The 22,410-nt window shown below is 64.7% G+C and carries 29 protein-coding genes and 1 pseudogene; 19 read left to right on the top strand and 11 right to left on the bottom strand.

Annotation, left to right across the window (positions count from 1 at the left end):
* The 7 genes from K359_RS0119585 (at window position 1) to K359_RS0119615 (ending at window position 6,310) form a co-directional block, all read left to right on the top strand.
* Window positions 1-1,374 (top strand): pyruvate dehydrogenase complex dihydrolipoamide acetyltransferase, encoded by a 1,374-nt coding sequence (locus tag K359_RS0119585; RefSeq protein WP_029080874.1) that lies wholly within the window; start codon window positions 1-3, stop codon window positions 1,372-1,374.
* Window positions 1,375-1,386: 12 nt separating this feature from the next.
* Window positions 1,387-1,563, top strand: a complete 177-nt coding sequence (locus K359_RS63320) for a hypothetical protein (RefSeq protein ID WP_165123727.1) — start codon at window positions 1,387-1,389, stop codon at window positions 1,561-1,563.
* Entirely contained in the window at window positions 1,564-1,806 is a 243-nt protein-coding gene (locus K359_RS0119595) for a hypothetical protein (RefSeq protein ID WP_029080875.1), read from the top strand.
* A 17-nt stretch (window positions 1,807-1,823) separates the two neighbouring features.
* Window positions 1,824-3,245 (top strand): dihydrolipoyl dehydrogenase, encoded by a 1,422-nt coding sequence (lpdA, locus tag K359_RS0119600; protein WP_029080876.1) that lies wholly within the window; start codon window positions 1,824-1,826, stop codon window positions 3,243-3,245.
* Window positions 3,246-3,430: 185 nt separating this feature from the next.
* On the top strand, window positions 3,431-4,672 hold the full coding sequence (locus K359_RS0119605; RefSeq protein ID WP_029080877.1) for a threonine synthase: 1,242 nt from the start codon (window positions 3,431-3,433) through the stop codon (window positions 4,670-4,672).
* Window positions 4,673-4,750: 78 nt separating this feature from the next.
* Window positions 4,751-5,719: a tripartite tricarboxylate transporter substrate binding protein BugD gene (locus K359_RS0119610; protein WP_029080878.1), complete on the top strand. Its 969-nt coding sequence runs from the start codon at window positions 4,751-4,753 to the stop codon at window positions 5,717-5,719.
* 42 nt (window positions 5,720-5,761) lie between these two features.
* Window positions 5,762-6,310, top strand: a complete 549-nt coding sequence (locus tag K359_RS0119615; protein ID WP_029080879.1) for a GrpB family protein — start codon at window positions 5,762-5,764, stop codon at window positions 6,308-6,310.
* A 52-nt stretch (window positions 6,311-6,362) separates the two neighbouring features.
* Here K359_RS0119615 and K359_RS0119620 read toward each other — a convergent pair whose 3' ends face one another.
* Window positions 6,363-8,564, bottom strand: a complete 2,202-nt coding sequence (locus K359_RS0119620; RefSeq protein WP_029080880.1) for a lytic transglycosylase domain-containing protein — start codon at window positions 8,562-8,564, stop codon at window positions 6,363-6,365.
* Window positions 8,565-8,862: 298 nt separating this feature from the next.
* On the opposite strand from K359_RS0119620, the gene K359_RS0119625 reads away from it, so the two are divergent.
* On the top strand, window positions 8,863-9,711 hold the full coding sequence (locus K359_RS0119625; protein ID WP_029080881.1) for an SMP-30/gluconolactonase/LRE family protein: 849 nt from the start codon (window positions 8,863-8,865) through the stop codon (window positions 9,709-9,711).
* 88 nt (window positions 9,712-9,799) lie between these two features.
* Window positions 9,800-9,949 (top strand): hypothetical protein, encoded by a 150-nt coding sequence (locus K359_RS61335; protein WP_156928572.1) that lies wholly within the window; start codon window positions 9,800-9,802, stop codon window positions 9,947-9,949.
* Window positions 9,950-10,003: 54 nt separating this feature from the next.
* On the opposite strand, the gene K359_RS0119635 is transcribed toward K359_RS61335, so the two are convergent.
* Genes K359_RS0119635 through dctP form a run of 3 tightly spaced genes read right to left on the bottom strand, consistent with a single transcriptional unit; the run spans window position 10,004 to window position 12,932 of the window.
* On the bottom strand, window positions 10,004-11,362 hold the full coding sequence (locus tag K359_RS0119635) for a TRAP transporter large permease (protein ID WP_029080882.1): 1,359 nt from the start codon (window positions 11,360-11,362) through the stop codon (window positions 10,004-10,006).
* Entirely contained in the window at window positions 11,359-11,913 is a 555-nt protein-coding gene (locus K359_RS0119640; protein WP_029080883.1) for a TRAP transporter small permease, read from the bottom strand. Before K359_RS0119640 ends, K359_RS0119635 begins: the two co-directional genes overlap by 4 nt.
* Window positions 11,910-12,932, bottom strand: coding sequence for a TRAP transporter substrate-binding protein DctP (gene dctP, locus K359_RS0119645; RefSeq protein ID WP_029080884.1), 1,023 nt, complete (start codon window positions 12,930-12,932; stop codon window positions 11,910-11,912). The genes K359_RS0119640 and dctP overlap by 4 nt, the downstream gene beginning before the upstream one ends.
* A gap of 353 nt (window positions 12,933-13,285) precedes the next feature.
* On the opposite strand from dctP, the gene K359_RS0119650 reads away from it, so the two are divergent.
* The gene (locus K359_RS0119650; RefSeq protein WP_016842498.1) at window positions 13,286-13,519 is read left to right on the top strand and encodes a pentapeptide MXKDX repeat protein; all 234 of its coding nucleotides are present in this window, start codon (window positions 13,286-13,288) and stop codon (window positions 13,517-13,519) included.
* 56 nt (window positions 13,520-13,575) lie between these two features.
* On the opposite strand, the gene K359_RS0119655 is transcribed toward K359_RS0119650, so the two are convergent.
* Together K359_RS0119655 and K359_RS0119660 are read right to left on the bottom strand one after the other, a co-directional pair.
* On the bottom strand, window positions 13,576-13,932 hold the full coding sequence (locus K359_RS0119655; protein ID WP_029080885.1) for a DUF6481 family protein: 357 nt from the start codon (window positions 13,930-13,932) through the stop codon (window positions 13,576-13,578).
* Window positions 13,933-14,137: 205 nt separating this feature from the next.
* On the bottom strand, window positions 14,138-14,359 hold the full coding sequence (locus tag K359_RS0119660; RefSeq protein WP_029080886.1) for a hypothetical protein: 222 nt from the start codon (window positions 14,357-14,359) through the stop codon (window positions 14,138-14,140).
* A gap of 188 nt (window positions 14,360-14,547) precedes the next feature.
* Between K359_RS0119660 and K359_RS63325 the strand changes: the two genes are divergently transcribed.
* Window positions 14,548-14,724 (top strand): hypothetical protein, encoded by a 177-nt coding sequence (locus tag K359_RS63325; protein WP_165123723.1) that lies wholly within the window; start codon window positions 14,548-14,550, stop codon window positions 14,722-14,724.
* Window positions 14,725-14,867: 143 nt separating this feature from the next.
* The gene (locus tag K359_RS61340) at window positions 14,868-15,134 is read left to right on the top strand and encodes a hypothetical protein (protein WP_198031158.1); all 267 of its coding nucleotides are present in this window, start codon (window positions 14,868-14,870) and stop codon (window positions 15,132-15,134) included.
* Window positions 15,135-15,166: 32 nt separating this feature from the next.
* Here the strand turns inward: K359_RS61340 and K359_RS63330 are convergent, their stop codons facing one another.
* On the bottom strand, window positions 15,167-15,343 hold the full coding sequence (locus tag K359_RS63330) for a hypothetical protein (RefSeq protein WP_165123721.1): 177 nt from the start codon (window positions 15,341-15,343) through the stop codon (window positions 15,167-15,169).
* A 198-nt stretch (window positions 15,344-15,541) separates the two neighbouring features.
* Between K359_RS63330 and K359_RS58910 the strand changes: the two genes are divergently transcribed.
* The 3 genes from K359_RS58910 to K359_RS0119690 all read left to right on the top strand — a co-directional run bounded on the left by K359_RS58910 (window position 15,542) and on the right by K359_RS0119690 (window position 17,537).
* The gene (locus K359_RS58910; protein WP_084518454.1) at window positions 15,542-15,757 is read left to right on the top strand and encodes a hypothetical protein; all 216 of its coding nucleotides are present in this window, start codon (window positions 15,542-15,544) and stop codon (window positions 15,755-15,757) included.
* Between the two features lie 205 nt (window positions 15,758-15,962).
* Window positions 15,963-16,889 (top strand): 2-dehydro-3-deoxygalactonokinase, encoded by a 927-nt coding sequence (locus K359_RS0119685; RefSeq protein WP_029080887.1) that lies wholly within the window; start codon window positions 15,963-15,965, stop codon window positions 16,887-16,889.
* A 12-nt stretch (window positions 16,890-16,901) separates the two neighbouring features.
* Window positions 16,902-17,537, top strand: a complete 636-nt coding sequence (locus tag K359_RS0119690; protein WP_029080888.1) for a 2-dehydro-3-deoxy-6-phosphogalactonate aldolase — start codon at window positions 16,902-16,904, stop codon at window positions 17,535-17,537.
* A 7-nt stretch (window positions 17,538-17,544) separates the two neighbouring features.
* On the opposite strand, the gene K359_RS0119695 is transcribed toward K359_RS0119690, so the two are convergent.
* Entirely contained in the window at window positions 17,545-17,850 is a 306-nt protein-coding gene (locus K359_RS0119695; protein ID WP_021079283.1) for a hypothetical protein, read from the bottom strand.
* A 263-nt stretch (window positions 17,851-18,113) separates the two neighbouring features.
* Here K359_RS0119695 and K359_RS52435 point away from each other — a divergent pair.
* The 3 genes and pseudogenes from K359_RS52435 (at window position 18,114) to K359_RS0119710 (ending at window position 19,187) form a co-directional block, all read left to right on the top strand.
* Window positions 18,114-18,529 (top strand): annotated as a pseudogene (locus tag K359_RS52435) (SRPBCC domain-containing protein).
* A 20-nt stretch (window positions 18,530-18,549) separates the two neighbouring features.
* A complete protein-coding gene (locus K359_RS52440) occupies window positions 18,550-18,930 on the top strand; it encodes a cupin domain-containing protein (protein ID WP_051346211.1) in 381 nt (126 codons plus the stop codon).
* 44 nt (window positions 18,931-18,974) lie between these two features.
* Window positions 18,975-19,187 (top strand): hypothetical protein, encoded by a 213-nt coding sequence (locus K359_RS0119710; RefSeq protein WP_029080889.1) that lies wholly within the window; start codon window positions 18,975-18,977, stop codon window positions 19,185-19,187.
* A gap of 25 nt (window positions 19,188-19,212) precedes the next feature.
* Here K359_RS0119710 and K359_RS0119715 read toward each other — a convergent pair whose 3' ends face one another.
* The 3 genes from K359_RS0119715 to K359_RS65825 all read right to left on the bottom strand — a co-directional run bounded on the left by K359_RS0119715 (window position 19,213) and on the right by K359_RS65825 (window position 21,728).
* A complete protein-coding gene (locus tag K359_RS0119715) occupies window positions 19,213-19,509 on the bottom strand; it encodes a hypothetical protein (protein ID WP_029080890.1) in 297 nt (98 codons plus the stop codon).
* A 1,135-nt stretch (window positions 19,510-20,644) separates the two neighbouring features.
* On the bottom strand, window positions 20,645-21,100 hold the full coding sequence (locus tag K359_RS0119720) for a DUF992 domain-containing protein (RefSeq protein WP_029080891.1): 456 nt from the start codon (window positions 21,098-21,100) through the stop codon (window positions 20,645-20,647).
* 493 nt (window positions 21,101-21,593) lie between these two features.
* The gene (locus K359_RS65825; RefSeq protein ID WP_256375167.1) at window positions 21,594-21,728 is read right to left on the bottom strand and encodes a hypothetical protein; all 135 of its coding nucleotides are present in this window, start codon (window positions 21,726-21,728) and stop codon (window positions 21,594-21,596) included.
* 486 nt (window positions 21,729-22,214) lie between these two features.
* Between K359_RS65825 and K359_RS0119740 the strand changes: the two genes are divergently transcribed.
* Window positions 22,215-22,410 (top strand): transposase (locus tag K359_RS0119740; protein ID WP_029080892.1); only part of this gene is annotated, 196 nt, incomplete at its 3' end.

The following is a 22,410-nucleotide window of genomic DNA, read 5'->3' on the forward strand; positions in this document are numbered from 1 at the left end:
ATGCCGATCAATATTCTCATGCCCGCGCTGTCGCCGACGATGGAAAAGGGCAATCTCGCCAAGTGGCTCAAGAAAGAGGGCGACAAGGTCAAGTCCGGCGACGTGATCGCGGAGATCGAGACCGACAAGGCGACGATGGAAGTCGAGGCGGTCGATGAAGGCACGATCGCCAGGATCCTGGTGCCCGAGGGCACGCAGGACGTGCCGGTCAACGACGTCATCGCGGTGATGGCCGGCGACGGCGAGGACGTGAAGGCGGCCGCCAGCGCCGGCGGTGGCGCGGCCCCGGCGGCCAAGCCTGCCGAGGCGCCGAAGCCCGCCGCCCAGCCCGCGCCTGCGGCAACTGCCGCGCCTGCCGCGGCTCCCGCACCGGCGGCTGCGTCCGCACCGCAGCCGGCAGCGGCGCCTCAGCCCGCCGCACCGGCCGCGCAGGCCAACGGTCACGCCCGCATCTTCTCGTCGCCCCTGGCGCGCCGGTTGGCAAAAGAAGCCGGCATCGATCTCGGGCGCATCACCGGCACCGGCCCGCACGGCCGCGTCATCGCGCGCGACGTCGACGAGGCCAAGTCCGGCAAGGGCCTGAAGGCGCCGGCGGCCGCGCCCGCCGCCGCAGGGCCGAGCATCGCACCGTCGATGTCCGACAAGCAGATCCTCGCGCTGTTCGAGCCGGGCTCCTACGAAATCGTGCCGCATGACGGCATGCGCCGCACCATTGCGCAGCGTCTGACCGCCTCGGTGCAGAACGTCCCGCACTTCTACCTCACCATCGACTGCGACATCGGCAAGCTGCTCGCCGCGCGCGAGGAGATCAACGCGTCAGCACCGAAGGACAAGGAGAAGAAGCCGCTCTACAAGATCTCGGTCAACGACTTCGTCATCAAGGCGATGGCGGTCGCGCTGCAGAAGATTCCGAACTGCAACGTCAGCTGGACCGAAGGAGGCATGGTCAAGCACAAGTATTCCGACGTCGGCGTTGCGGTGGCGATGCCGGGCGGCCTGATCACGCCGATCATCCGCAAGGCCGAGACCAAGACGCTCTCGACCATCTCCAACGAGATGAAGGATTTTGCCGCGCGCGCCCGCGCCCGCAAGCTGAAGCCGGAAGAATATCAGGGTGGCACCACCGCGGTGTCCAACCTCGGCATGTACGGCATCAACCACTTCACCGCGGTGATCAACCCGCCGCACGCCTCGATCCTCGCGGTCGGCACCTCAGAGGAGCGTCCGGTGGTGCGCGGTGGCAAGATCGAGATCGCGCACATGATGAGCGTGACCCTGTCGTGCGATCACCGCGCCATCGACGGCGCGCTCGGCGCCGAGCTGATCGGCGCCTTCAAGCAGCTGATCGAGAATCCCGTGATGATGATGGTGTAACGGGCATCAGCCATGTACGTGATGTCAGGTCCGTACGTCCTGCTCGCCGCCATCGCCGTCGCGTTGCTCGTCGCGGTCAACCGCGACCTGATATCGACGATCCAGTTTCGGATCATGATGATCGGCATCGGCGTGCTGGCGCTGGTGTGGTCCGTTGTGCTCGGCGCGGTATGGCAGGAGTACAGATGAATGGCCGGCACGGTTCGCACGCGCTGGCCCTGGATCTCGCTGCTGTTGTCCGCCGCGCTGGTGCTCAATCCGGTCGGGCTGGATTTGCTGCACTCTGCGTTCTTCGCCGGCGAACAGCTGGCGCGGAACATCGCCCAGCCCATCGTGCTGACGGCCCTGGTCATCATGGCCGTGGTGGTCGGGCTCGAATGGCTGGTCAGGACATTGATCGCAAGAAGCCGCGCCCGCGGCGCCACAGGTTGAGTTGAACGGGAGCCGCCATGGCCGACACATCTTTCGACGTCATCATCATCGGCTCCGGCCCCGGCGGCTACGTGACCGCGATCCGCGCCGCGCAACTCGGCTTCAAGACCGCGATCGTGGAGAAATCCTATCTCGGCGGCATCTGCCTGAACTGGGGCTGCATCCCGACCAAGGCGCTGCTGCGCTCGGCCGAGATCTACCACTACATGCAGCACGCCAAGGATTACGGGCTGTCGGCAGACAATGTCTCGTTCGATCCGAAGGCGGTGGTGCAGCGCTCCCGCGGCGTCTCGAAGCGCCTCAACGACGGCGTCGGCTTCCTGATGAAGAAGAACAAGGTCACGGTAATCTGGGGCGATGCGACGATCGATGCGCCCGGCAAGATCACGGTGAAGAAGTCGGCGGTCGAGGCGCCGAAGGGCACGAGCGGCGAGGGCAGCTATCAGGCCAAGCACATCATCATCGCGACCGGCGCGCGGCCGCGTGTGCTGCCGGGGCTCGAGCCCGACAAGAAGCTGATCTGGACCTATTTCGAGGCAATGGTGCCGGAGCGGATGCCGAAGTCGCTTTTGGTGGTCGGCTCGGGCGCGATCGGCATCGAATTCGCCTCGTTCTTCCACACCATGGGCGCCGACGTCACCGTGGTCGAGGTGCTGCCGCAGATCCTCCCCGTCGAGGATGCCGAGATCGCGGGCCTCGCGCGCAAGCGCTTCGAGAAGATGGGCATCAAGATCATGTCTTCGACCAAGGTGACAAAACTCGAGAAGAAGGCCGACAGCGTGGTCGCGACCATCGACGACGGCAAGGGCCCGCCGCAGGCCAAGGAATTCGAGCGCGTGATCTCGGCGGTCGGCGTGGTCGGCAATATCGAGAATCTCGGGCTGGAGAAGCTCGGCGTCAAAACCGACCGCGGCTGTATCGTGATCGACGGTCTCGGCAAGACCAACATCCCCGGCATCTACGCGATCGGCGACGTCGCGGGACCGCCGATGCTCGCGCACAAGGCCGAGCATGAGGGCGTGATCTGCATCGAGGCGATCAAGGGCCTGCATCCGCACCCGATGGACAAGCTGATGATTCCGGGCTGCACCTACTGCAACCCGCAGGTCGCTTCGGTCGGCCTGACCGAAGCCAAGGCCAAGGAAGGCGGCCGCGAGATCCGCGTCGGCCGCTTCCCGTTCGTCGGCAATGGCAAGGCGATCGCGCTCGGCGAGGACCAGGGCCTCGTCAAGGTGGTGTTCGACAAGAAGACCGGCCAGCTGCTCGGCGCGCACATGATCGGCGCCGAAGTCACCGAGCTGATCCAGGGCTATGTCGTGGCGATGAATCTGGAGACCACGGAAGAGGAATTGATGCACACTGTGTTCCCGCATCCGACCCTGTCGGAAATGATGAAGGAAGCGGTGCTCGACGCCTACGGGCGCGTGCTGAATATCTAACAAGCGGACGCGTCGCAGATGGAACTCCCGTCATCCTGAGGTGCGAGCGCAGCGAGCCTCGAAGGATGCACGGCCCGGATCGAGCGGCGGGGCCTGTCGCCCTTCGAGACGGCCGCTTCGCGGCCTCCTCAGGGTGACGGGTCCGGCAGTGAAGAATTCACAAAGAACAAGAAAGAGGAGATCCAGTGAAAGACAACGACAACCTCACCATCGAACGTCCGACCTTCGTCACCCACCTCGAATGCGCGATGGAGGGCGATCACTATCCGGCCGACCAGGTGCACAACCTGTCCAAGGCCGGCAAGCCGCTGCTGGTGCGCTACGATCTGGCCGGCGTGAAGAAGGCGCTGACGAAAGACGCGCTGGCCGGGCGTCCGGCCGATTTGTGGCGCTATCGCGAGCTGCTGCCGGTGCGCCAATGCAAGGACATCGTCAGCCTCGGCGAAGTCACGACGCCGCTGATCCGGTTGCCGAGGCTTTCTGCCAAGCTTGGCGGCGGCGAGATCATCGTCAAGGATGAGGGGCGGCTGCCGACCGGCTCGTTCAAGGCGCGCGGCCTCGTGATGGCGGTGTCGATGGGCAAGGCGCTCGGCATCAAGCACATGGCCATGCCGACCAACGGCAATGCCGGCGCGGCGCTGGCCGCCTACGCCACCTCCTGCGGCATCAAGACCACGATCTTCTGCCCGGCGGATACGCCGGAGGTCAATGTCAGCGAGATCGAGCTGCAGGGTGCGACGGTCTATCGCGTCAACGGTTATATCGACGATTGCGGCAAGATCGTCGGCGAGGGGAAAGCCAAGGTCGGCTGGTTCGATACCTCGACCTTGAAGGAGCCGTACCGGATCGAGGGCAAGAAGACGATGGGCCTCGAGCTCGCCGAGCAGCTCGGCTGGGACGTGCCCGACGTGATCTTCTATCCGACCGGCGGCGGCACCGGCCTGATCGGGATGTGGAAGGCGTTCGACGAGCTCGAGAAGATCGGCTTCATCGGATCAAAGCGCCCGCGCATGGTCGCGGTGCAGGCCTCCGGCTGCGCGCCGATGGTGCGGGCCTATGAGGCGGGCACCGAGCATGCGGCGCGCTGGGAGGACGCTCATACCATCGCTTCCGGCATCCGCGTGCCGCAGGCGATCGGCGACTTCCTCATTTTGCGCGCGGTGCGTGACAGCAAGGGATTTGCGATCGCCGTCGATGACGACAAGATCACCGCTGCGCTGAACGAGGTCGCGCGCGAGGAGGGGCTGTTGCTGTGCCCCGAGGGCGCCGCGACCTATGCCGCCTACACGCAGAGCCTCGCCGACGGCCGTGTCTCGAAGAGCGACCGCGTGATGCTGTTCAATTGCGCCAGCGGCCTGAAATACCCGCTACCGCCGGTCACCCGCACGCTGGACCGGCACAAGCCGATCGACTTCGCGCAGTTCTGACGCCTCATCCGAAGGGCCATCTTGTCGAAAGGTGGCCCTTCAAAAATGATAGAACAAAGAAGATTGAGGGAGAGCATGATGCGGAAGCTGGTTCTGGCCGTGTTGGCGATGTTGGCGTTCACGGGGGCCAGTTTCGCGGAAACCTATCCGGCGCATCCGATCACCATCGTGGTGCCGTTCGCCGCCGGCGGTCCGTCGGATGCGATGGCGCGCATCCTCGGCGAGCGCATGAAGCAGTCGCTCGGCGAGGTGCTGCTGATCGAGAACGTGACCGGAGCGGGCGGCTCGATCGGCGTCGGCCGCGCGGTGCGCGCGGCGCCCGACGGCTACACCGTCTCGTTCGGCCATCTCGGCACTCATGTCGCGAACGGCGCGATCTACAAGCTCGGCTACGACCTCGTCGCTGACCTCGAGCCCGTGGTGCTGCTGCCGAGCAATCCGATGATCATCGTCAGCAAGAACGCCGTGCCGGCGAAGTCGCTGAAGGAATTGCTGGAGTGGCTGAAGTCGCGGCCGGCGCCGCCGACCGCGGGCACCGCCGGCGCCGGCAGCGGCAGCCATATCGCCGGGCTCTATTTCGAGAACGTCTCCGGCATCAAGCTGCAATACGTGCCGTATCGCGGCACCGGGCCGGCGCTGAACGACCTCGTCGCCGGCCAGATCGACATCATCGTCGACCAGACATCGAACTCGATCAACCAGGTCCGCGCCGGCAATATCCGCGCCTATGCGGTCACCGATTCCAAGCGGGTCGCCAATGCGCCCGACGTGCCGACCGTCGATGAGGCTGGCCTGCCGGGCTTCCACATGACGCTGTGGTCCGGCCTCTGGGTGCCGAAGGGCACGCCGAAGGAGATCGTGGCCAAGCTCAACGCCGCCGCGGTCGAGGCATTGGCCGACCCCGCCGTGCAGAAGCAGCTCGAGAATCTCGGCCTGCAGATGCCGCCGAAGGATCAGCTCACACCGGAGGCGCTCGGCACCTGGCAGAAGGCCGAAATCGCAAAATGGTGGCCGATGATCAAGGCCGCCAATGTGAAGGTGGATTGAGCACCGTCGGCGATTCAGGCACGCATACGATAAGGACAGCTCATGGAGAAATACGGCGCAGGGGCGATCGTTGTCTCCGCCTATGATCCTAACTGGCCGGCGTTGTTCGATCAGGAGCGCGCGAGGATCGAGGCTGCGCTCGGAGGTCTTGCGCTCGCGGTCGAGCATATCGGCAGCACGGCGGTGCCGGGGTTGCCGTCCAAACCGATCATCGACCTGCTGGTTGGTGTGCCAAATTTTGACGACGTGCAACATCGCTATGTCGAGCCGATGGCCACGCTCGGTTACATCTATATGCCGCAGTACGAGTCATGGCTGCCGGGCGAGCTGTTCTTCCGCAAGGGACCGCCCGGGCCCTGGACCCACCATGTCCACGTGATGCCGCTGTCCCACCCCCGTTGGCAGCAACTGATTTTGTTTCGCGATTATCTCCGCGCCCATCCCGAGGCCGCGCGCGCCTACGCGGACGTCAAGCGCGAACTCGCCTGCACGTCCAGGGACGACATCGCCGCGTATCGCAACGGCAAGAGCGCGTTCGTTGAAGCGACCACCGCCCGGGCGCTGGCCTGGGGCGCCGAGCGAGGCCGGTGATCCCTCGATCGCGCACAGTCGCGCGACCGCTGGCCTGCCGTGACGGCGGCGCTTACTGCGCCGGTGCCGCGTTGCTCTCCTGCGTCACGACGTGCTCGCCGTTCTTCGCCATCGCCGTGCCGGCGTCATCGAAGCGCACACGATAGACCGCGAAATTCTCCATCACGCGCTGCACGTAATTGCGCGTCTCCGAGATCGGAATCCGCTCGACCCAGTCGACTGGATCGACGTTGGGATCGCGCGGGTCGCCATAGGCCTTGACCCAGTCGCGGACGCGGCCGCGGCCGGCGTTGTAGCCGGCAAACGTCATGATGTGGCAGTTGCGATATTCCGACAGCAGCGCGCTCAATTCGGCCGCACCCATCTGGGTGTTGTAGACGGGATCGGAGACCATCCTGCTCCAGTCATAGCTGACGCCGAAACGCTTTGCGGTGTCGCGGCCGGCCTCCGGCGTCACCTGCATCAGGCCGACAGCGTTGGCCGGCGACTTGTCGCGCTGGTCGAATGCGCTTTCGGTGCGCGCGATCGAGTAGGTCATGCTGCGCCCGATATCGGGGGCGATCGGGGTGTGCTTGGGAATGCCGATGACCGGGAAGGCGTAATGGTCGAAGGCAAAGCCGCGGCCGAGCGCGATCTTGCCGATCTGCAGCATGGCGCGGGCATCGTTGCGGCGGCCGGTGAGCTCGCCGAGCGCCTCGAGCATGCCGACATCTGTGCTTTCCTCGGCGAGGTCGGCGGCGAAATAGAGCACGATGTCGGGCTCGCCGATCGCATAGAGCATGTCGGCGGCGCGGACCCGCTCGTCGGCGGCGGTGCTGCCGGCGCTCGCTGCAGGCGAGGGCGCGCGCAGCTCGACGCCGTCTCGGCCGAGCTTGGCCAGTGCGAGCTGACCGTAATAGGCGGTCGGGTAACGCGCCGCGGCCTGGTAGTCGGCCCGCATTGCCGCGGTGTTGCCGAGTGCCTCGGCGGCGCGGCCGCGCCAATAGGCGGCGCGCGCCAGCACGGTCGGATTGGTCTGGCCCTCGTCGATCCGCGCGAAATGCGCCGCGGCGGTCTTGGCGTCGTTGAGATAACGCAGCGCGATCCAGCCGCGCATGAAGTGCATGTCGGAGCGGTAATAGGGGTTGTCCGGCGCCGCCGCCGGGCGGATCACGTCATAGGCCGTCTGGTATTGGCCCTGGTCGAGCAGCTTGCGGGAGAGGATGCGGCGCTCGCGCCACCATTGGTCGGTGTCCTGCTGCGCCATCGTGTCGGGGGCGGCTGCAATCGCCACGCGCGCCGCATCGTCGATCCTGTTCTTCGCGAGCAGCCACTGGATCCGGCACAGCGTGTAGCCGAGGTCGCTGCGGGCATCCGCCGGCACGTCGTTGAGTGTGTCCTCTGCCTTGCTGGATTGTCCGCGAACCGCGCCGCAGGCCTTCACGATCGCCAGCTCGTCGCTGCCGAGCCGCTGCGCCGCGCGCCTGGCGGCGGCGAGGTCCTTGGCGCCGATCCGCTTGTCCATGCGCGCGCGATGATCGTCGCGCGTCAACAGGTCCTTGAATGCGTCATAGGCGTCGCTCTCGGTGCGGTCGGACAAATCCTCCGTGCGCCAGGCCTCGCGCACCAGCTTGGTGGCGCCGTCGCGGTCGCCTTCGGCGAGCAGGGTGCGGGCGAGCGCAAACTTGCCCTTGGCACTGATTGGCTGATCGAGGGTGAAGCCGTGCACCGTGGCCGGATCGCTGCGCTCCTGCCAGATCCGTGCCTCGGCTCGGCGGCGCAGCAGCGTGACGCTTGGCCAGTCCGGGTTGGTGGTGACGAACGCCGCATAGCGGCTGTAAGGCGCGTTCGACTCGGAGTGGCGCAGCAGATACCACTCGACGAGCTTCCGCCCGACCGGGTCGGTGATCTTCGCCTGGATATCGGTCGCCTCGCTGGTCTTGCCCCTGCGTGCAGCGACGATCGCGTCCCTGATAGTGGCGAGATCGCCGGACAATTGCGGCCCAGCGGGTTTCTCGGGCTCTGAAACCTTCGAGGTCTCAGTTTTGGTGCTCGATTTTGCTTTGGCCGATTTGCGTTTGTCGACGCCGTGCCTGGCATGCCGGCGCTTGCCGGAGGTGCTCTCGCGTGCGGATTTGGCCCCGTGCGCCTTCTTGTCGGCGTGGCCGCTCTTGGCCTGGTGCTGGTGATGCGGCTTGGCGGTCGCCTGGACCGGAAGCAGCGCAAGCGCGGCGGCGGTGGCGAAGCACGCCAGCGGACGTAGGCAACGGTTCATTCCCTGGCCCCCCTGAAAGCATCAGGCACAAACGGAACGCGTCGTACGCGGCACAACGGCCGCAAATTACCACTACCCTCGATTCTCGAGTGTTAACGCTGCTGCAACTCAACAGGGAAAACACGGCGAAATATGGAATGTGACGTGTGGAACCCGCGGGAACCGGGGTTCTCTCGGGCAGTGAGGCGCGGCCGCCACACGCTTTGACCTATCCCTCCTGGGTTGTATCCTCGCGGCCGAGCGCGTCGCGAGGGGGACCGATGTCACTGATTGAACAGTCATTACTGGCCGGTCGGTCATGACCGCTCGCCTCACCACCATCCATGACGGCGGCCGCTATTTCGAGGGCCCGCGCTGGCATCGCGGGCGGCTCTGGTTCGTCGACTGCATGGCACGGACGCTGCTCAGCATCAGCCCGTCGGGCGAGCTGCAGGAGCATGCCGCGGTGGCCGACGACACGCCGTGTGGTCTCGGCGTGCTGCCCGATGGCGACATTGTCGTGCTGACGATGTTCAAAAAGCGGCTGCTGCGGTTGAGCGATGGGGCGCTGTCGCTCTATGCCGACCTCTCCGAGGTCGCGACCGGCACGATCGACGACATGATCATCGACGGGCAGGGGCGCGCCTATGTCGGTGATCTCGGCTTCAACCTGCCGCCACCAGAGGGCCGCGGCGCTGTCGGCCGGATCATCCTCGTGATGCCTGATGGCAGCGCCCGCGTCGTCGCGGACGGCTTGCGCTTTCCCAACGGCATTGCGGTTTCCTCCGACCACCGCCGGCTCGTCGTCGCCGAAATGGATGGCGCCTGCCTCGCCGACTACGACATCGTGGCGGACGGTAGCCTGCATTTGCGCGGGCGGCTCGGCCGCATCAACGATCCCGACGGCATCTGCCTTGATCGCGACGGCGCGGTCTGGGTCGCATCGTTCACGGAAGATGCCTTTGTCCGGATCGATCGCGATGGTGTGGAGCGTGAGCGTATCGGCGTCGCCGGCCGCCGCGCGCTTGCCTGTGCGCTCGGCGGCGCCGATCGCCGGACGCTGTTCTGCCTGAGCGCGGAGACGTCCTACGAGGAGCTGCGCAAAGGCAAATCGGTGTCGCGCATCGATGTGGTCGAGGTCGATACGCCAGGTGACGGCTATCCCTGAGCCGCTCCCCGTTCGGCAAGACGGTTCGCTTTGGCCTTGAATTATGTTCTTGTTTCGTTCATATTGATGCGCTCCGGGAGGAGCCAGCATGGACGCCGAGAGAGACCGGGACATCATCAGGCTCTGGAACGAGCTCCGCCGGCTGCAGCGGGAGGGGCGTCCGACGGCGTTGCTGGTCCGCCGGATCGAGAAGGCCCTGGCGGCAAGGGAAACGGCAAGCGAGCAGGCGGCGGCCTGAGGCGCTTGTCTTGACGCGTTTGCCCCACGCGAGCCGGCATCCGCTTCGCTCTAACTAGCGCCCGCCGTCCGGCCCCATCACCAGATTTGGCAGCCAGGTCGAGATCTCCGGGAAGAAGCAGAGCAGCAGCACCGCGAACATCATCAGCAGCACGAACGGCAGCGTGCCCCAGATCACTTCGCTTAGCGGAATGTCCGGCGCGACGTTGCGGATGACGAAGATGTTGAGGCCGACCGGCGGGTGGATCAGGCCCATCTCCATCACGATCGTCATGACGACGCCGAACCAGATGATGTCGAAATTGGCCGCACGAAGCGGCGGCAGGATGATCGGCGCGGTCATCAGGATGATCGAGACCGGCGGCAGGAAGAAGCCAAGCACGATCACCATCACGAGGATCGCAAACAGCAGCTCCCAGCGCGGCAGGTGCATCGCGACGATCGCCTCCGCCGCTGACTGCGAGATGTGCAGATAGCTCATCACGTAGGAATAGAGCAGCGACATGCCGATGATCAGCATCAGCATGGTGGATTCGCGGATGGTCGATTTCAGGATCGGCGACAGGTCGCTCGGCTTCCACACGCTGTAGATCACCGCGATCAGCGCCAGCGCCAAGAGCCCGCCGAGGCCGGCGGTTTCCGACGGCGTGGCGTAGCCGCCATAGAGCGCGATCATGACGCCGGTCAACAGCAGCACGAACGGGATCACGCGCGGCAGTGCGCTGAAGCGCTCGGCCATGGTGAATTCTTCGTGCTGCAGGATCGCGGCGTCCTTGCCGGTCGCGTCATAGACGGCGCGCGCCATCGCGTATTCCTTGCGGAAGCGATACACGGCATAGACGCCGAACAGCGTCACGAGCAGCAGTCCGGGGCCGATGCCGGCGAGGAACAGCCGCCCCAGCGATTTCTCGGCGGCGACGGCGAACAGGATCATCGTGATCGACGGCGGCAGCAGGATGCCGAGCGTGCCGCCGGCGGCAATGATTCCGGCGGCAAAGCCGCCGGAATAGCCGCGCTTGCGCATCTCTGGGATGCCGGCCGAGCCGATCGCCGAGCAGGTCGCGGGCGAGGAGCCGGCCATCGCCGCGAACAGCGCGCAGGCGAACACGTTGGCGACGCCGAGGCCGCCGGGCACGCGGTGCAGCCAGGCATGCAGCGCCGAATAGAGATCCTGGCCGGCGCGCGATTTGCCGATCGCCGCGCCCTTCAGGATGAACAGCGGGATCGACAGCAGCGTGATCGAGGCCATCTCCTCGTAGACGTTCTGCGTCACCGTATCGAGCGAGGCCGCCGGCATGAAGATCGCCATGAACACGACGGCGACCGCGCCGAGCGCGAACGCGATCGGCATGCCGGAGAACATCGCAAACAGAGTGGCTAGTCCGTAGGAGATGCCAATACCAAACACGGTCATCGGCGCGCGCCACCGGTCAACGGAAGGATGATTTGCAAGAGGATCTGGACGCAGAGCAGCGTCATGCCCAGTGCCATCAGCACATAGGGAATGGCGAGCGGCGGCGACCACATCGAGTTGGACACCTGGCCGTCGACATAGGCCTCGTGCGCCAGGGTCCAGGACTTCCAGGCGAAGAAGGCGCAGAACGCGAAGCTCGCGACGTCGACCAGCCACAGCCGGATGCTGTTGGCCCGCGGCGAGAGCAGGCCGACGAACGCCTCGATGCTGACATGGCCGCGCTGGCTCTGCACATAGGCCGAGGTCATGAAGGTGGCGCCGACCAGCAGGAACACGGCAGCCTCGTCCTGCCAGTAGTTTGCCATGTGAAACACGGCGCGGCCGAGTACGCTGTAGCTCAGGATCGCGCAGGCCGCGATCAAGGCGAGCGCGGCGAACGCCACGATGATGTTGTTACAGACGGACAGCGCGCGCTCGAGTATCGCCACGAGCGTGTTGCCCGCGGCCAGGCTTGCGCTTTCGTCCTGATCCGCGACCGGACCATGGATCATGCGGAGACGTCGCTTGCGAGCTTGAGCAGGTTGGCGGCCGTCGCCGTCTTGGCGCCGTAGTCCTTCCAGGCGGTATCGCGCGCGATGTCGCGCCACTTGCCGACAATGGCGGCATCGAGCGCGCTCACCTTGGCGCCGGCCTTCTCGTAGACCTTGGTGACCTCGACGTCGTCGTCCTGCGCACCCTTGCGGCCGAACGCCTCGAGCTCGGCGCCGACCGTGAGGATGATGTCCTGCTGGTTCTTCGGCAGCTTGTCGAAGATCGCCTTCGACATCATCAGCGGCTCCAGCATGAACCAGTAGGAGGCGCCGGCGCCGGAGGTCAGCGACTTCGCTACCTCCTCGAGGCGGAACGAGATCAGGCTGGTGGAGGAGGTAATGCCGGCATCGCAGGCGCCGGTCTGCATCGCGGCGTAGAGCTCGTTGGACGGCACCGACAGCACGGCGGCGCCGGCGGTCTGCAGCACCATGTCCATCTCGCGCGAGCCGCCGCGCACCTTCAGGCTCTTGGCGTCTTCGGGGGCCACAATCGCCTTGGAGCGGCTGGCGACGCCGCCGGCCTGCCAGACCCAGGAGATCAAAAGAATGCCCTTGTCGGCGAGGAAGTCGCTCAATGCCTTGCCGACCGGCTCCTTCTTCCAGCGCAGGCCCTGGTCGTAGGTCGTGACCAGGCCCGGCATCAGGCCGATATTGGTCTCCGGCAATTCGCCGCCGGCGTAGGGCATCGGATAGAGGCTGAGGTCGAGCGCGCCCTTGCGCATCGCCGAGAACTGCGCGTTGGTCTTGATCAGCGACGAGTTCGGATAGATCTCGGCGGCGAGGTCGCCGCCCGAACGCTTGGCGATCTCGGCTGCGAACATCCGGCACAGCCGGTCGCGGAAGTCGCCCTTGTCGATCGTGCCGCCGGGGAACTGGTGCGAGATCTTCAGGGTGGTGGCGGCATGCGCGGTCCCGATGCCCATCCGCAGGATGGCGGGTGCGGCGAGGGCGGAAGCGAGGACGTGGCGACGTGTGAGCATGGTTTCTTCCCCTGAAAGCTTCTTGAGTGGCTGTTAGGCCGGCGCGGCGCTTCAGCTTAGCCGGTCTTCACCTGAACATTCTCTAGTCTGATAGTTCGAGGCGCCCTGATAGTGCGAGCCGACATGTGGCCGCAAGTCCTGGTCGCAAGTCCTGATCGCAAGTCCTGGCGTTGTTGCGGCGCACACTGTGCGCCGGCGTCGCGACTCCAACCCTCACGTGACGAACCGTCGGGCGTCCGCGCCGCGATGCTTCAAGAATTTGTTATTGAAGGTAACAACGGCCGGCGCAAGTGCGTCGAGTAGACAGCGGCAAGTCGTCGCGCTCACATTCGACCACACAAGGGATCATCAACATGACCACCAAGACCCGCCTCGGCCTTTCCGCCGCGCTGCTCTCGTTCAGCCTGGCGCTGGCGCCGGCCGCCTTCGCTCAGGACAAGATGGGCAAGGACGACGCGATGAAGAAGGAAGACACGATGTCCAAGGATGCCATGAAGAAGGATGGTGGCATGATGAAGAAGGACGACGCCATGAAGAAGGACGGCGGCGCGATGATGAAGAAAGACGACGGCATGAAGAAGAACTGACCGCCGCCACCGCTCATCATTCGCAGGCCCGCCATGGTGGCGGGCCTGGTTACGCCTTAGCGCTTCTTCTTGCCGCGCTCCTTGCGTGCCGCGTAGCGGGCGTCGCGCTTGGCCTTCTGATCGGCCTCGAGCGCGGCCAGTTTTGCGGTTTCCTCTTCCCTTTCCCGTGCGATCCGCGCGGCCTCGGCTGCGGCGGCCTCTTCCTCGCGGCGCTTCTGCTCAGCCTTCTCGATTTCACGGGCTTCCTTGGCCTTGGCGCGGCGGTCGGCGATCGCCGCGCGCTCTTCGGCACGCGCCTTCACGGCCGGATCGTCAGCACCCGGCTGGGAGCGAAACTTGTTGAGGAGGTCTTGCCGCGCCTGTAGGGCCGCTTTCTGGCGGTCGAAAAAACCTGGTTCCTTGAAGCCACTCATAGACGAAGCCTTGCTGCTTTCTATTCGGGTGATGGATGGGGTTGGTTCGGCGTTTCAATAAGTGAACGGCGACGAAAAGGCCAGTGGTGAACGGAGGGCTGTGGAGCAAAGGAGATATGAGCGGACAGCAAATGACCGATCGCGGTGTTCGCACGCGTCCGATGCCGGCGTGGTGAGTGGTTGGTCACCGAAGCTGCCGAAAACTCTAGCCGCGCTGGAACTGCTCGCGCCGCCCGTTGCCCAGAACCCTGGCGACCGTCTCGGCGGTCATCGCGTTGCGGTCCGAGGCGCGCTGGGCTTCCAGCCTGTCGCGGGCCTTTTCCGTGATCAGGAGGGTGATCAGCCGTAGCCGGCTGGTCTCGTCGACAGCTTCCGAGAGCAGCTGCCTGTAACGCTGATAGTCGTAGGTCGCTTGTTGTTCGCTCACCGGCACGCCCCGCACACGCGCTCCACTTCAGCGAGCAGTTTTTCGCGAGTCGCGGAAGCCCGCAACGGAATTACAGCGCCGCGAGCTGCGACCGCGCATTTCATTGTGCGACTGTTGCAGAATTGATCGCACGCCACCGTGCAAACGGTCATGATGCGAGACGAGCGCAATCTGGAACCGAAGCGAGCATGAGCGAATCCGAAGACGGTGGCAGCCGCCGTGGCGCGCTGATCGGACTGCTGGTCGCAGTGGTCATGCTCGGAGTCGGTCTGTGGCTCGCGCATGAGCTCACCGCGGCAAGCAAGCTGCAGGACTGCCTGATGTCGGGCCGGACCAACTGTAATGTGATCGAGCCCGCACGCTGACCCTGTCTTGCGGCAGTGCAATATCGACCCCACATCCAGCGTAAAGACTCAGCCTGAACTGTTTGGTCCTGATTGTGATTCCAGTCACAGGTGGACAGGTGGGCAGTGTCATCTATCCCCAGGGATCGGCGGGAACCAAGGCCATGATGTCGAAGCTGTGGTCCGGAAAGGGCGCGGCGCTGGCTGCCGCAGGCGCGGCGGGTGGCGTTTTGGTCGCGTATCTATTGCTGACGCTGGCGTCGCCCGAGCCGGTGTCCAGCGCGGGGCTTGGGCCGGAATGGCAGTGCAACCGGGTGGCCTTCGTGCTGACCACGTGCACCCGTGCGACCGAGGCGGATGCTGAGGTGAAGGCGATCCCGGTGCGGGAGGCGATTCCGGTGCGGGCGAAGGACGATTGTCCGGAACCGTAATTGGCCGGGCCACCCCTGCGGCGGCTGGTCAGTTACTTCTTGGCGGTGCTGCGCGGCTTGATCGACAGGCCGAGGCGCATCGCCATCTTCTTGATTCGCTCCGGCGAACGGCCGGTCGCCTTCACGACCTCTTCCAACGACTTCGAGGAGCGCGCCAGTTCCATCAGTCGTCGGTCCTCCTTGAACGACCAGCGCGGCTTTCGGGCCATCTTGCTGCTATCCTTGTGCATTGCTTGGCAACAAAGCCGCCAGGCGGGGTCGCCTGGCGGCCTTGCCGGTGTGGGCCCGGACCTTGGGGAAATGTCCGGTGGATAAGCAATACTGCTTCCGAATAAGGTCGCAATTGAAACCCGAATTTAACCTAACCCATCAAGGTTACTGGGGGTTTAGGCGTGGCAGGAGGCCTTATGCGCAAGGTCGCCATTTTCAGTGCCGCAGCACTTTTACTGTCCGCTTGCTGGTCCGACCCGGAGGTCACGGGATCGACCAACAGCTGTGCGGCCAATCTTTATAGTCAGTACAATCCCAAGGTCATGGATCAGTGCGTTAACGTCTGCATCAAATGTGACCGCGGCAATGTAACGACCTGCACGACCTCCTGTACGCTGAAGGGCGCGCGGTAGTCGATCCGCGTCTTCACTGATGCGAGCCGGGGCTGACGGGCGTGCTTGCGCGTGCTGCGACGTTGATGGCGTCGGCGGCCCGGTCGATCACGGCCTGCGCCATTTGCTGGCGCGCAGCGCACCTTGCGCCGCGCGATGAACGCCGTTATCGGGTCCGGGCAGCGGCGTTGTCGCGCCGGAACCTGAAAGCTTGGAACAGAGCTCGATGAGCGGGCCTTGCTATGTCGCGGTCGATTGGGGCACCAGCAGCTTCCGCCTCTGGCTGATCGACGCGGTGGGCCAGGCGCTCGGCGAGCGCCGCAGCGACGAGGGCATGACCGCAGCCGCCAAGAACGGCTCTAAGACCGGCTTTGCGTCCGTGCTGCAATCCCATCTCGACGCGCTCGGCGTGGCGGCCGATTTGCCGGTCGTGATCTGCGGCATGGCGGGTGCGCGGCAGGGCTGGGTCGAGGCCGGCTATATCGACACGCCGGCGCATCTCTCCGACGTCCTCACACATGCGGTCGTGGTCGGCGGTCAGGCGCGCGACATCCGCATATTGCCAGGGATCGCGCAGCGCGATGCCAAAATCCCCGACGTGATGCGCGGCGAAGAGACCCAGCTGCTCGGTGCGCTCGGTCTCGACGCGCCGGGCGAGGCCTTGGTTTGCATGCCGGGAACCCATTCCAAATGGGTGCGCCTGCGTGGCGGGACGGTCGAACGCTTTGGGACCTTCATGACCGGCGAGTTGTTCAGCGCGATCGCACGCGACACCATCCTGTCACACGCCGTTGCGGGCGCCGCGGAGGCGGTTGACGGCGATGCGTTCCGCTCGGCCGTCGCGGAGGCGTTCGCGGCGCCGGCGCTATCCGCCAATCTGCTGTTTCGCGTGCGATCCCGGCAACTGCTGTTTGGCGGCAGCGCCCAGGCGGCGCGCGAGACGATCTCGGGCACGTTGATCGGGGTTGAGCTCGCGGCGGGGCTTGCGGAACGGGAACCGGCAACGCCGGTCACGCTGATTGCATCAGGCCGCCTGCAGCAGCTCTATCAAATCGCGCTCGAACGCCTTTCGATTCCGGTCAACATCGTGGACGCGGAGGAGGCGGTTCGCCGCGGGCTCGCTGGCGCAGCGGCGGCGATCTGGAAGAAGTGAAGGGGATCAGCCATGAGCATTCCGTTTCCGCCGATGAAGCGTCCGCTGGTTGCGATCCTGCGCGGCGTCAAGCCGGACGAGGTCCTGGGTATTGTGAGCGCGCTGCTCGAGGCAGGCATGGCCGCGATCGAGATTCCGCTGAACTCGCCCGAGCCGTTCCGTTCGATCGAGATCGCGGTGAAGCGGGCGCCGGCCGATGTCCTGATCGGTGCCGGCACGGTGCTCACCACCGCAGACGTCGATCGCCTGCACGACGCCGGCGGCCGCCTCATGGTGTCGCCGAATGTCGATGTCGATGTGTTGCGGCGGGCCCGGGACCACGCGATGGTCACGATGCCCGGCGTGTTCTCGCCGACCGAAGCGCTGCTCGCGGCACGCACGGGCGCCTCGGGCCTGAAATTCTTCCCGGCCAGCGTGCTCGGCGCCTCCGGCATTGCCGCGATCCGCGCCGTGCTGCCGCCGGGTCTGATGATCGCGGCGGTCGGCGGCGTCTCGGATCAGAATTTCGTTGAATATGTGAAGGCGGGGGTCCGCGCCTTCGGCCTCGGCAGCAGCCTTTACAAGCCGGGCATGACGGCCGCGGATGTCGCCGTCAGAGCAAAGGTGACGATCGAGGCGTATCATGCGGCCGTACAAGCCGCGGGCTAGGCGTGTGCTAATCGTCCCGCTTGCCGCCGTCGATCACGCGGAACAGCGGCGCTGCCTCGCGGGGATTTTCGAGCAGTTCCTCGACCATGGCGATCGCTGCGGCGACGTATTTCTCGGTTGCCGCGTCCAGCGGACGTTCGGCCTCGTCCGATAGTGCAAGCCTGGCGCCTTCGAGCAGTTTGCGGGTGCGGACGGCGGACTCGTCGCCGGCGGTAAGGGCGGCCCGGGCGATCGATCGCAGCACGAACAACTCGCCTTCGAGCCGCAGCAGGCGGTCGTTGAGCTTGCTCAGGACAGTGTTCAGGTTCCGCATGGCGTCCTCTCCGGGCGTTGGATCGCCTTCCTTACACGGTCATTCCTGACGAAATTCTTGTGCCGGCCGCGCACCATTTGGTTCGTTGAATGGCGTGCCCGGTCTCCTCATGTTCACGGCGGTCCGCGCAGGTGCGACGATCTGGTCCTGAGGGCGCCTTTGTGGATCGCTGCGAGTGGCCCTAGTAGAGTGTCCGCGGTCCAGCGCCGCCGCCGGACGCGCGGGGCGCATCGGCTCAACGTGACACGGACGAAGGAACGCACATGAAGATTGCCGTCGAAACAACCGTTGCCGCGGAGATCGCGGATGTCTGGCGTGCCTACACCACGCCCGACGACATCAAGCAGTGGAACGCGGCCTCCGACGATTGGCACACCACCGCCGCGACCGTCGACCTGCGCGCCGGCGGCGCCTTCTCGTCGCGGATGGAAGCCAAGGACGGCAGTATGGGGTTCGATTTCGCCGGCACCTACACACCAGGGTCGAGGCACCCCGGCTGCTCGAATATTCGTTCGGCGATCGTACCGCCCAGATCGGGTTCACGCCCGAGGCCGGCGGCGTCAAGGTGCAGGTCTCCTTCGACAGCGAGGACACCCATTCGGTCGAGCAGCAGCGCGGCGGCTGGCAGGCCATCCTCGACAATTTCAAGCGCTACGTCGAAGCCAAGCGACGGTCCTGATCCGGCGATTGGAGAACGGCATGATCGACGCGCTAAAGGTCTGGCAGCTCGGATCTGCCAGCGAGATCGAGGGGCGGATCAGCGGATCCGACAGTTCGGTGATCGTCGTCGATATGCCGCCCGGACCGGGGCCGGCGTTGCATCGGCACCCGTATGCTGAAACCTTCGTCGTGCTCGAGGGACGCGCGCGGTTCACGATCGAGGGCAGGGACGTCGAGGCCTCCGCCGGATCGGTTGTGGTGGCGCCGCCGAATGCGGCCCACACGTTCGAAAATCCCGGGCCGGGACGCCTCCTGCAGGTCGACATCCACGCCTCCGACCGTTTCATCACCGAATGGCTGGTGCCGGAGGCCGAACGCCCGCCAGGCGCGGTCGCCGCGCCGAGCAAACGGACGAGGTGATCGTACTCTCGGCGTGGTCGTGATGATCGTCAGGAGCAAATGCGATGCGCATTGTTTTGGCACTTGGCCTGTTGATCATCATGTTCGCTTCGGCGACCGCCGCAACAAAGCGCCATTCCCACGCACGCCAACCCGCAACCGCTCGCTCGTCCGTGGACGTGACGCCGCGGGCGCGCTTCGCGGTTCCCGGCTGGAGTGATGAGTCGACCCGCCAATGGCTTGACAATGCTTCGTCCGGTGTCGGCCTGGGCGGTTAGTCGAACTGCCACCAGTGGCGGCGGCTCAATCGCCGTCCTCTTCTTCGATGCCCCGGGCGTTCGATACCGAGCGGCCGCTATATTGCCGCGGAGCGGCTGCAGCCTTTCTCGGATTCCCGCCCTCGCTTTCACGCAGTTCCTTTCGTGCGCGCCGCGCCAATCGCATCGCTCGCTGGATGTTTGAATCGGGCGAGTCCTCATCAAAGAACAGGACGATCTCGCAGCTCGGGCACTGGCGCGTGTAACCGTTCTGCAGTCGCCTCGCGCGATCGCGAAAAACGTTCTTGCAGCGTGTGCAACGGACCTGGACGGAATCTTCCATGACAATTCCAATATCGATGAACAGCGCGGGCGCTCGCAATCTCCCAGAGGAAGCAATTGCCGATTAAGAAATCGCGAAGCGGCGCGAGCGATCACAGTGAGAATTGGAACCGGCGACGCACCGAGCATGCCTCTCGAGCGCGATCGGAACTTTGTTCACGCACGGAGAACTACGGAAGAATTGCGTGCGCTGAATGATAAGAACCGAATGCGGTTTCGGACGGGCCGTGACCATCAAAAAAGAAAGGCCCCAGCGCGTGGGCCACGCTGAGGCCAAGTTGACACTTTGGTCGTGGGGCACCGTCACCGGCACCCCGCAGTTAACCTACCTTCGTTTCTGTTTCTTCAAATAGCCCATTTGGGCCATGCTCGTTGGCGGCCGACATGCAGACATGGAGTGTCAGGATGTTGCACCACCTTCCTGGGGCTAGGGCCAACGCCGTCCGCATTTATTTCAAGCGGGCGGCGTTGTGCTTTTTGCGCGCGGAATTTTGCCGCGGCTCAAACGCGATCTGCGTTCTCCAGGCTGCGGTACGACGAACTTCATTGCGTTACGCACGAGGTCAGCTCGTCACGCTGCCGATATCGCCACAGCTCGATCTCGTAGAAGGCCCATCCGGGACAAGAACTCAGGCACCCACAGAGCAGCATGAGACACATTGCCTGTTCGATATGGCCCATGACATCACGGAATGAGAACGGCCGGCATCGGCTTCGTCGGTAGTGGAACAAATGTGTTCGGCTGGCCACGCACCATCGCCAGAACAGCAAGCGCGATTGCCGCAACCGTCAAAAGTCTCGCCATGAAACTGGTCAGAAAAAATGTCTGCAAGAATTCCTGCAGTGTAGCACCCGGTCTGCGATACCGTTGTGAAGCCTCTCACATGAACGGACGCGCCGAAGCCGCGGCATCGCGCGCGGGGACCGCACATAGGCGCAATTGCCGCATTCCCGGGCAACGAGTTCCAATTCGGGCGTCCCGTGATAGCCAATTTGGGACATGCGCCTTTGGCACAAATTGTACATAGTTGGCGCCGTCAGGATTTTGCATCACCTTCCTGGGGCTAGGGCCAACGCCGTCCGCATATATTTCAAGCGGACGGCGTTGTGCATTTTGGCGGTCGCGCGCTCGGTGATCAGTGATCCATCGGCCGTATCTCCAGGCTCTCGATCCTCACTGGCTGGGCCGCCCCATTGTGCTCGTTCGACGGAGTCAGCGTAACAGGGGAATTGGTGCCGCCGGCCAGCACATTGACGCCGGCGCCGCTGGGGTGGGTGTAGCCACCGGCGAGATCGTCGCTCCCGAGCCACGGCACTGGTCCCATCACCTTCCAGGTCAATGCGACGTCCTGATCGCCGATAAACACGCCGAGATTCCTGATGGCCACAACGAAGCGACTGTCCGGCGCGCTATCGACGTGCAATACGCAATCGAGATTGGTGATCGGGCCCACGATGAACCCGGTGTCAGGGCCACCCCGGCACGCAAGCGTTCCGACCTGCACCTCTTGTGCATCGGCGGTTCGGATCGGCGCAGCGAGGATGGCCGCGCCACAGGCGGCGAGGACGATCAGATGACCCGTTCTACGCATGGTGCTGTACAACGCGAATGGGTGCGCAATCGCGCCATCGCCCCGCGCGCGTCATGCGCTTGTGGTTAAGAGAGCCTTAGAACGCGTCGTTAGCGGTACGGCTGCCAACTGACCTTCGTTGCGCGTCCCGATCTGACGCGGCATGCGGGGCGAAGTCATTATGACCGTTCATTGCCTAGCGGCTCGTCGACGATGCTGACCACGATCTCTTGTTCGTGCCGGTGGTGTGGCGTCAGCGATGATCCGGATGAGTGCGCGAGCAAGTCAGCGCGCGGCAGCTGAAAAGAGCAAAGAGCGAAGGGCAGGGATCGGCCGGGGCGTGCCGCCACGCCGTTCGGATCACCGACAATGCGCGCGTCCCGAGAAAATACGCCGCCGGGCTCGAAATGCCTTGTCCCGGCGGCGCCCTGTTTCAATCTGGGCCCGCAATCCCAGTAGGGTTATGTCTGCAAGGCCGGGGCCAAGGTTCGAGCGATCCGTAGTCATACGGGCTCTAGCGTCCGGCGATCGCGTGGTGTTCGTGACTGACCTTCTCGTGCACTGGCTGAGGTCCAAGTGTTGCCCACACGACCGCGGCAATCACCATCGCCGTCAGAATGGCGCCGGCCAGCGGCTGATCGTTGTCCATACGCCGCCCGATCAGCCGTGATGCTCGAGCTTCCGCATCTCCTGCAGGCGCGACAGGCAAAAATCCCGATACAATTCGTTGATGAAATCCCACATGACCGAATCCCCTCTGGTCCAATGCTAGGAGGCTAGGCCGCCTTTGTTTCCGGCCGGCTTCGCGGCTTCTGGAAAATGGTTTCATCGGGGGAGTGGGGTGGCGATCTCGGCAGAATTCGAACCTGGCAACCCGCGAACAGAAACATTTCTGACATTCAGCAAAATCAAATACTGGATCGCCCATGCACTACGGGCGTCTCGTTCAGGCGCCGACAAGCCTGGCCTGCACCGGGACTGCATCATGCTCGTCTGCAATCGTCATGGTTCTAGCCCGTCTTATTCGTCAGAGGCGCCTGAGAGGCTGGCGAGCGTGGTGTAAAGCGCTGATGCGGCGTAGGATTCGGTTGCAAAGCCAACCCCATCACCTTCAGCCGCGAACACCAGGCCCGCCATGACCGATGATACGATTCTGCCCTTCTCCGTTCACGCCAAGAAAGTCACAGCTGCCTTCGATGGCGGGCGGCTGACCTCGAACGGGGGCGTGATGCTTCTGGCGATGGCCGAGCGGCGTCTCGGCTTGGCCGACAATTTGGCCCGGGTGTTCCCGGATCGGCGCGATCCGACGCGGGTCGTGCACAGCCTGGTCG

Source organism: Bradyrhizobium sp. th-b2 (assembly GCF_000426785.1).
GTDB classification, from domain to species: Bacteria; Pseudomonadota; Alphaproteobacteria; order Rhizobiales; family Xanthobacteraceae; genus Bradyrhizobium; species Bradyrhizobium septentrionale.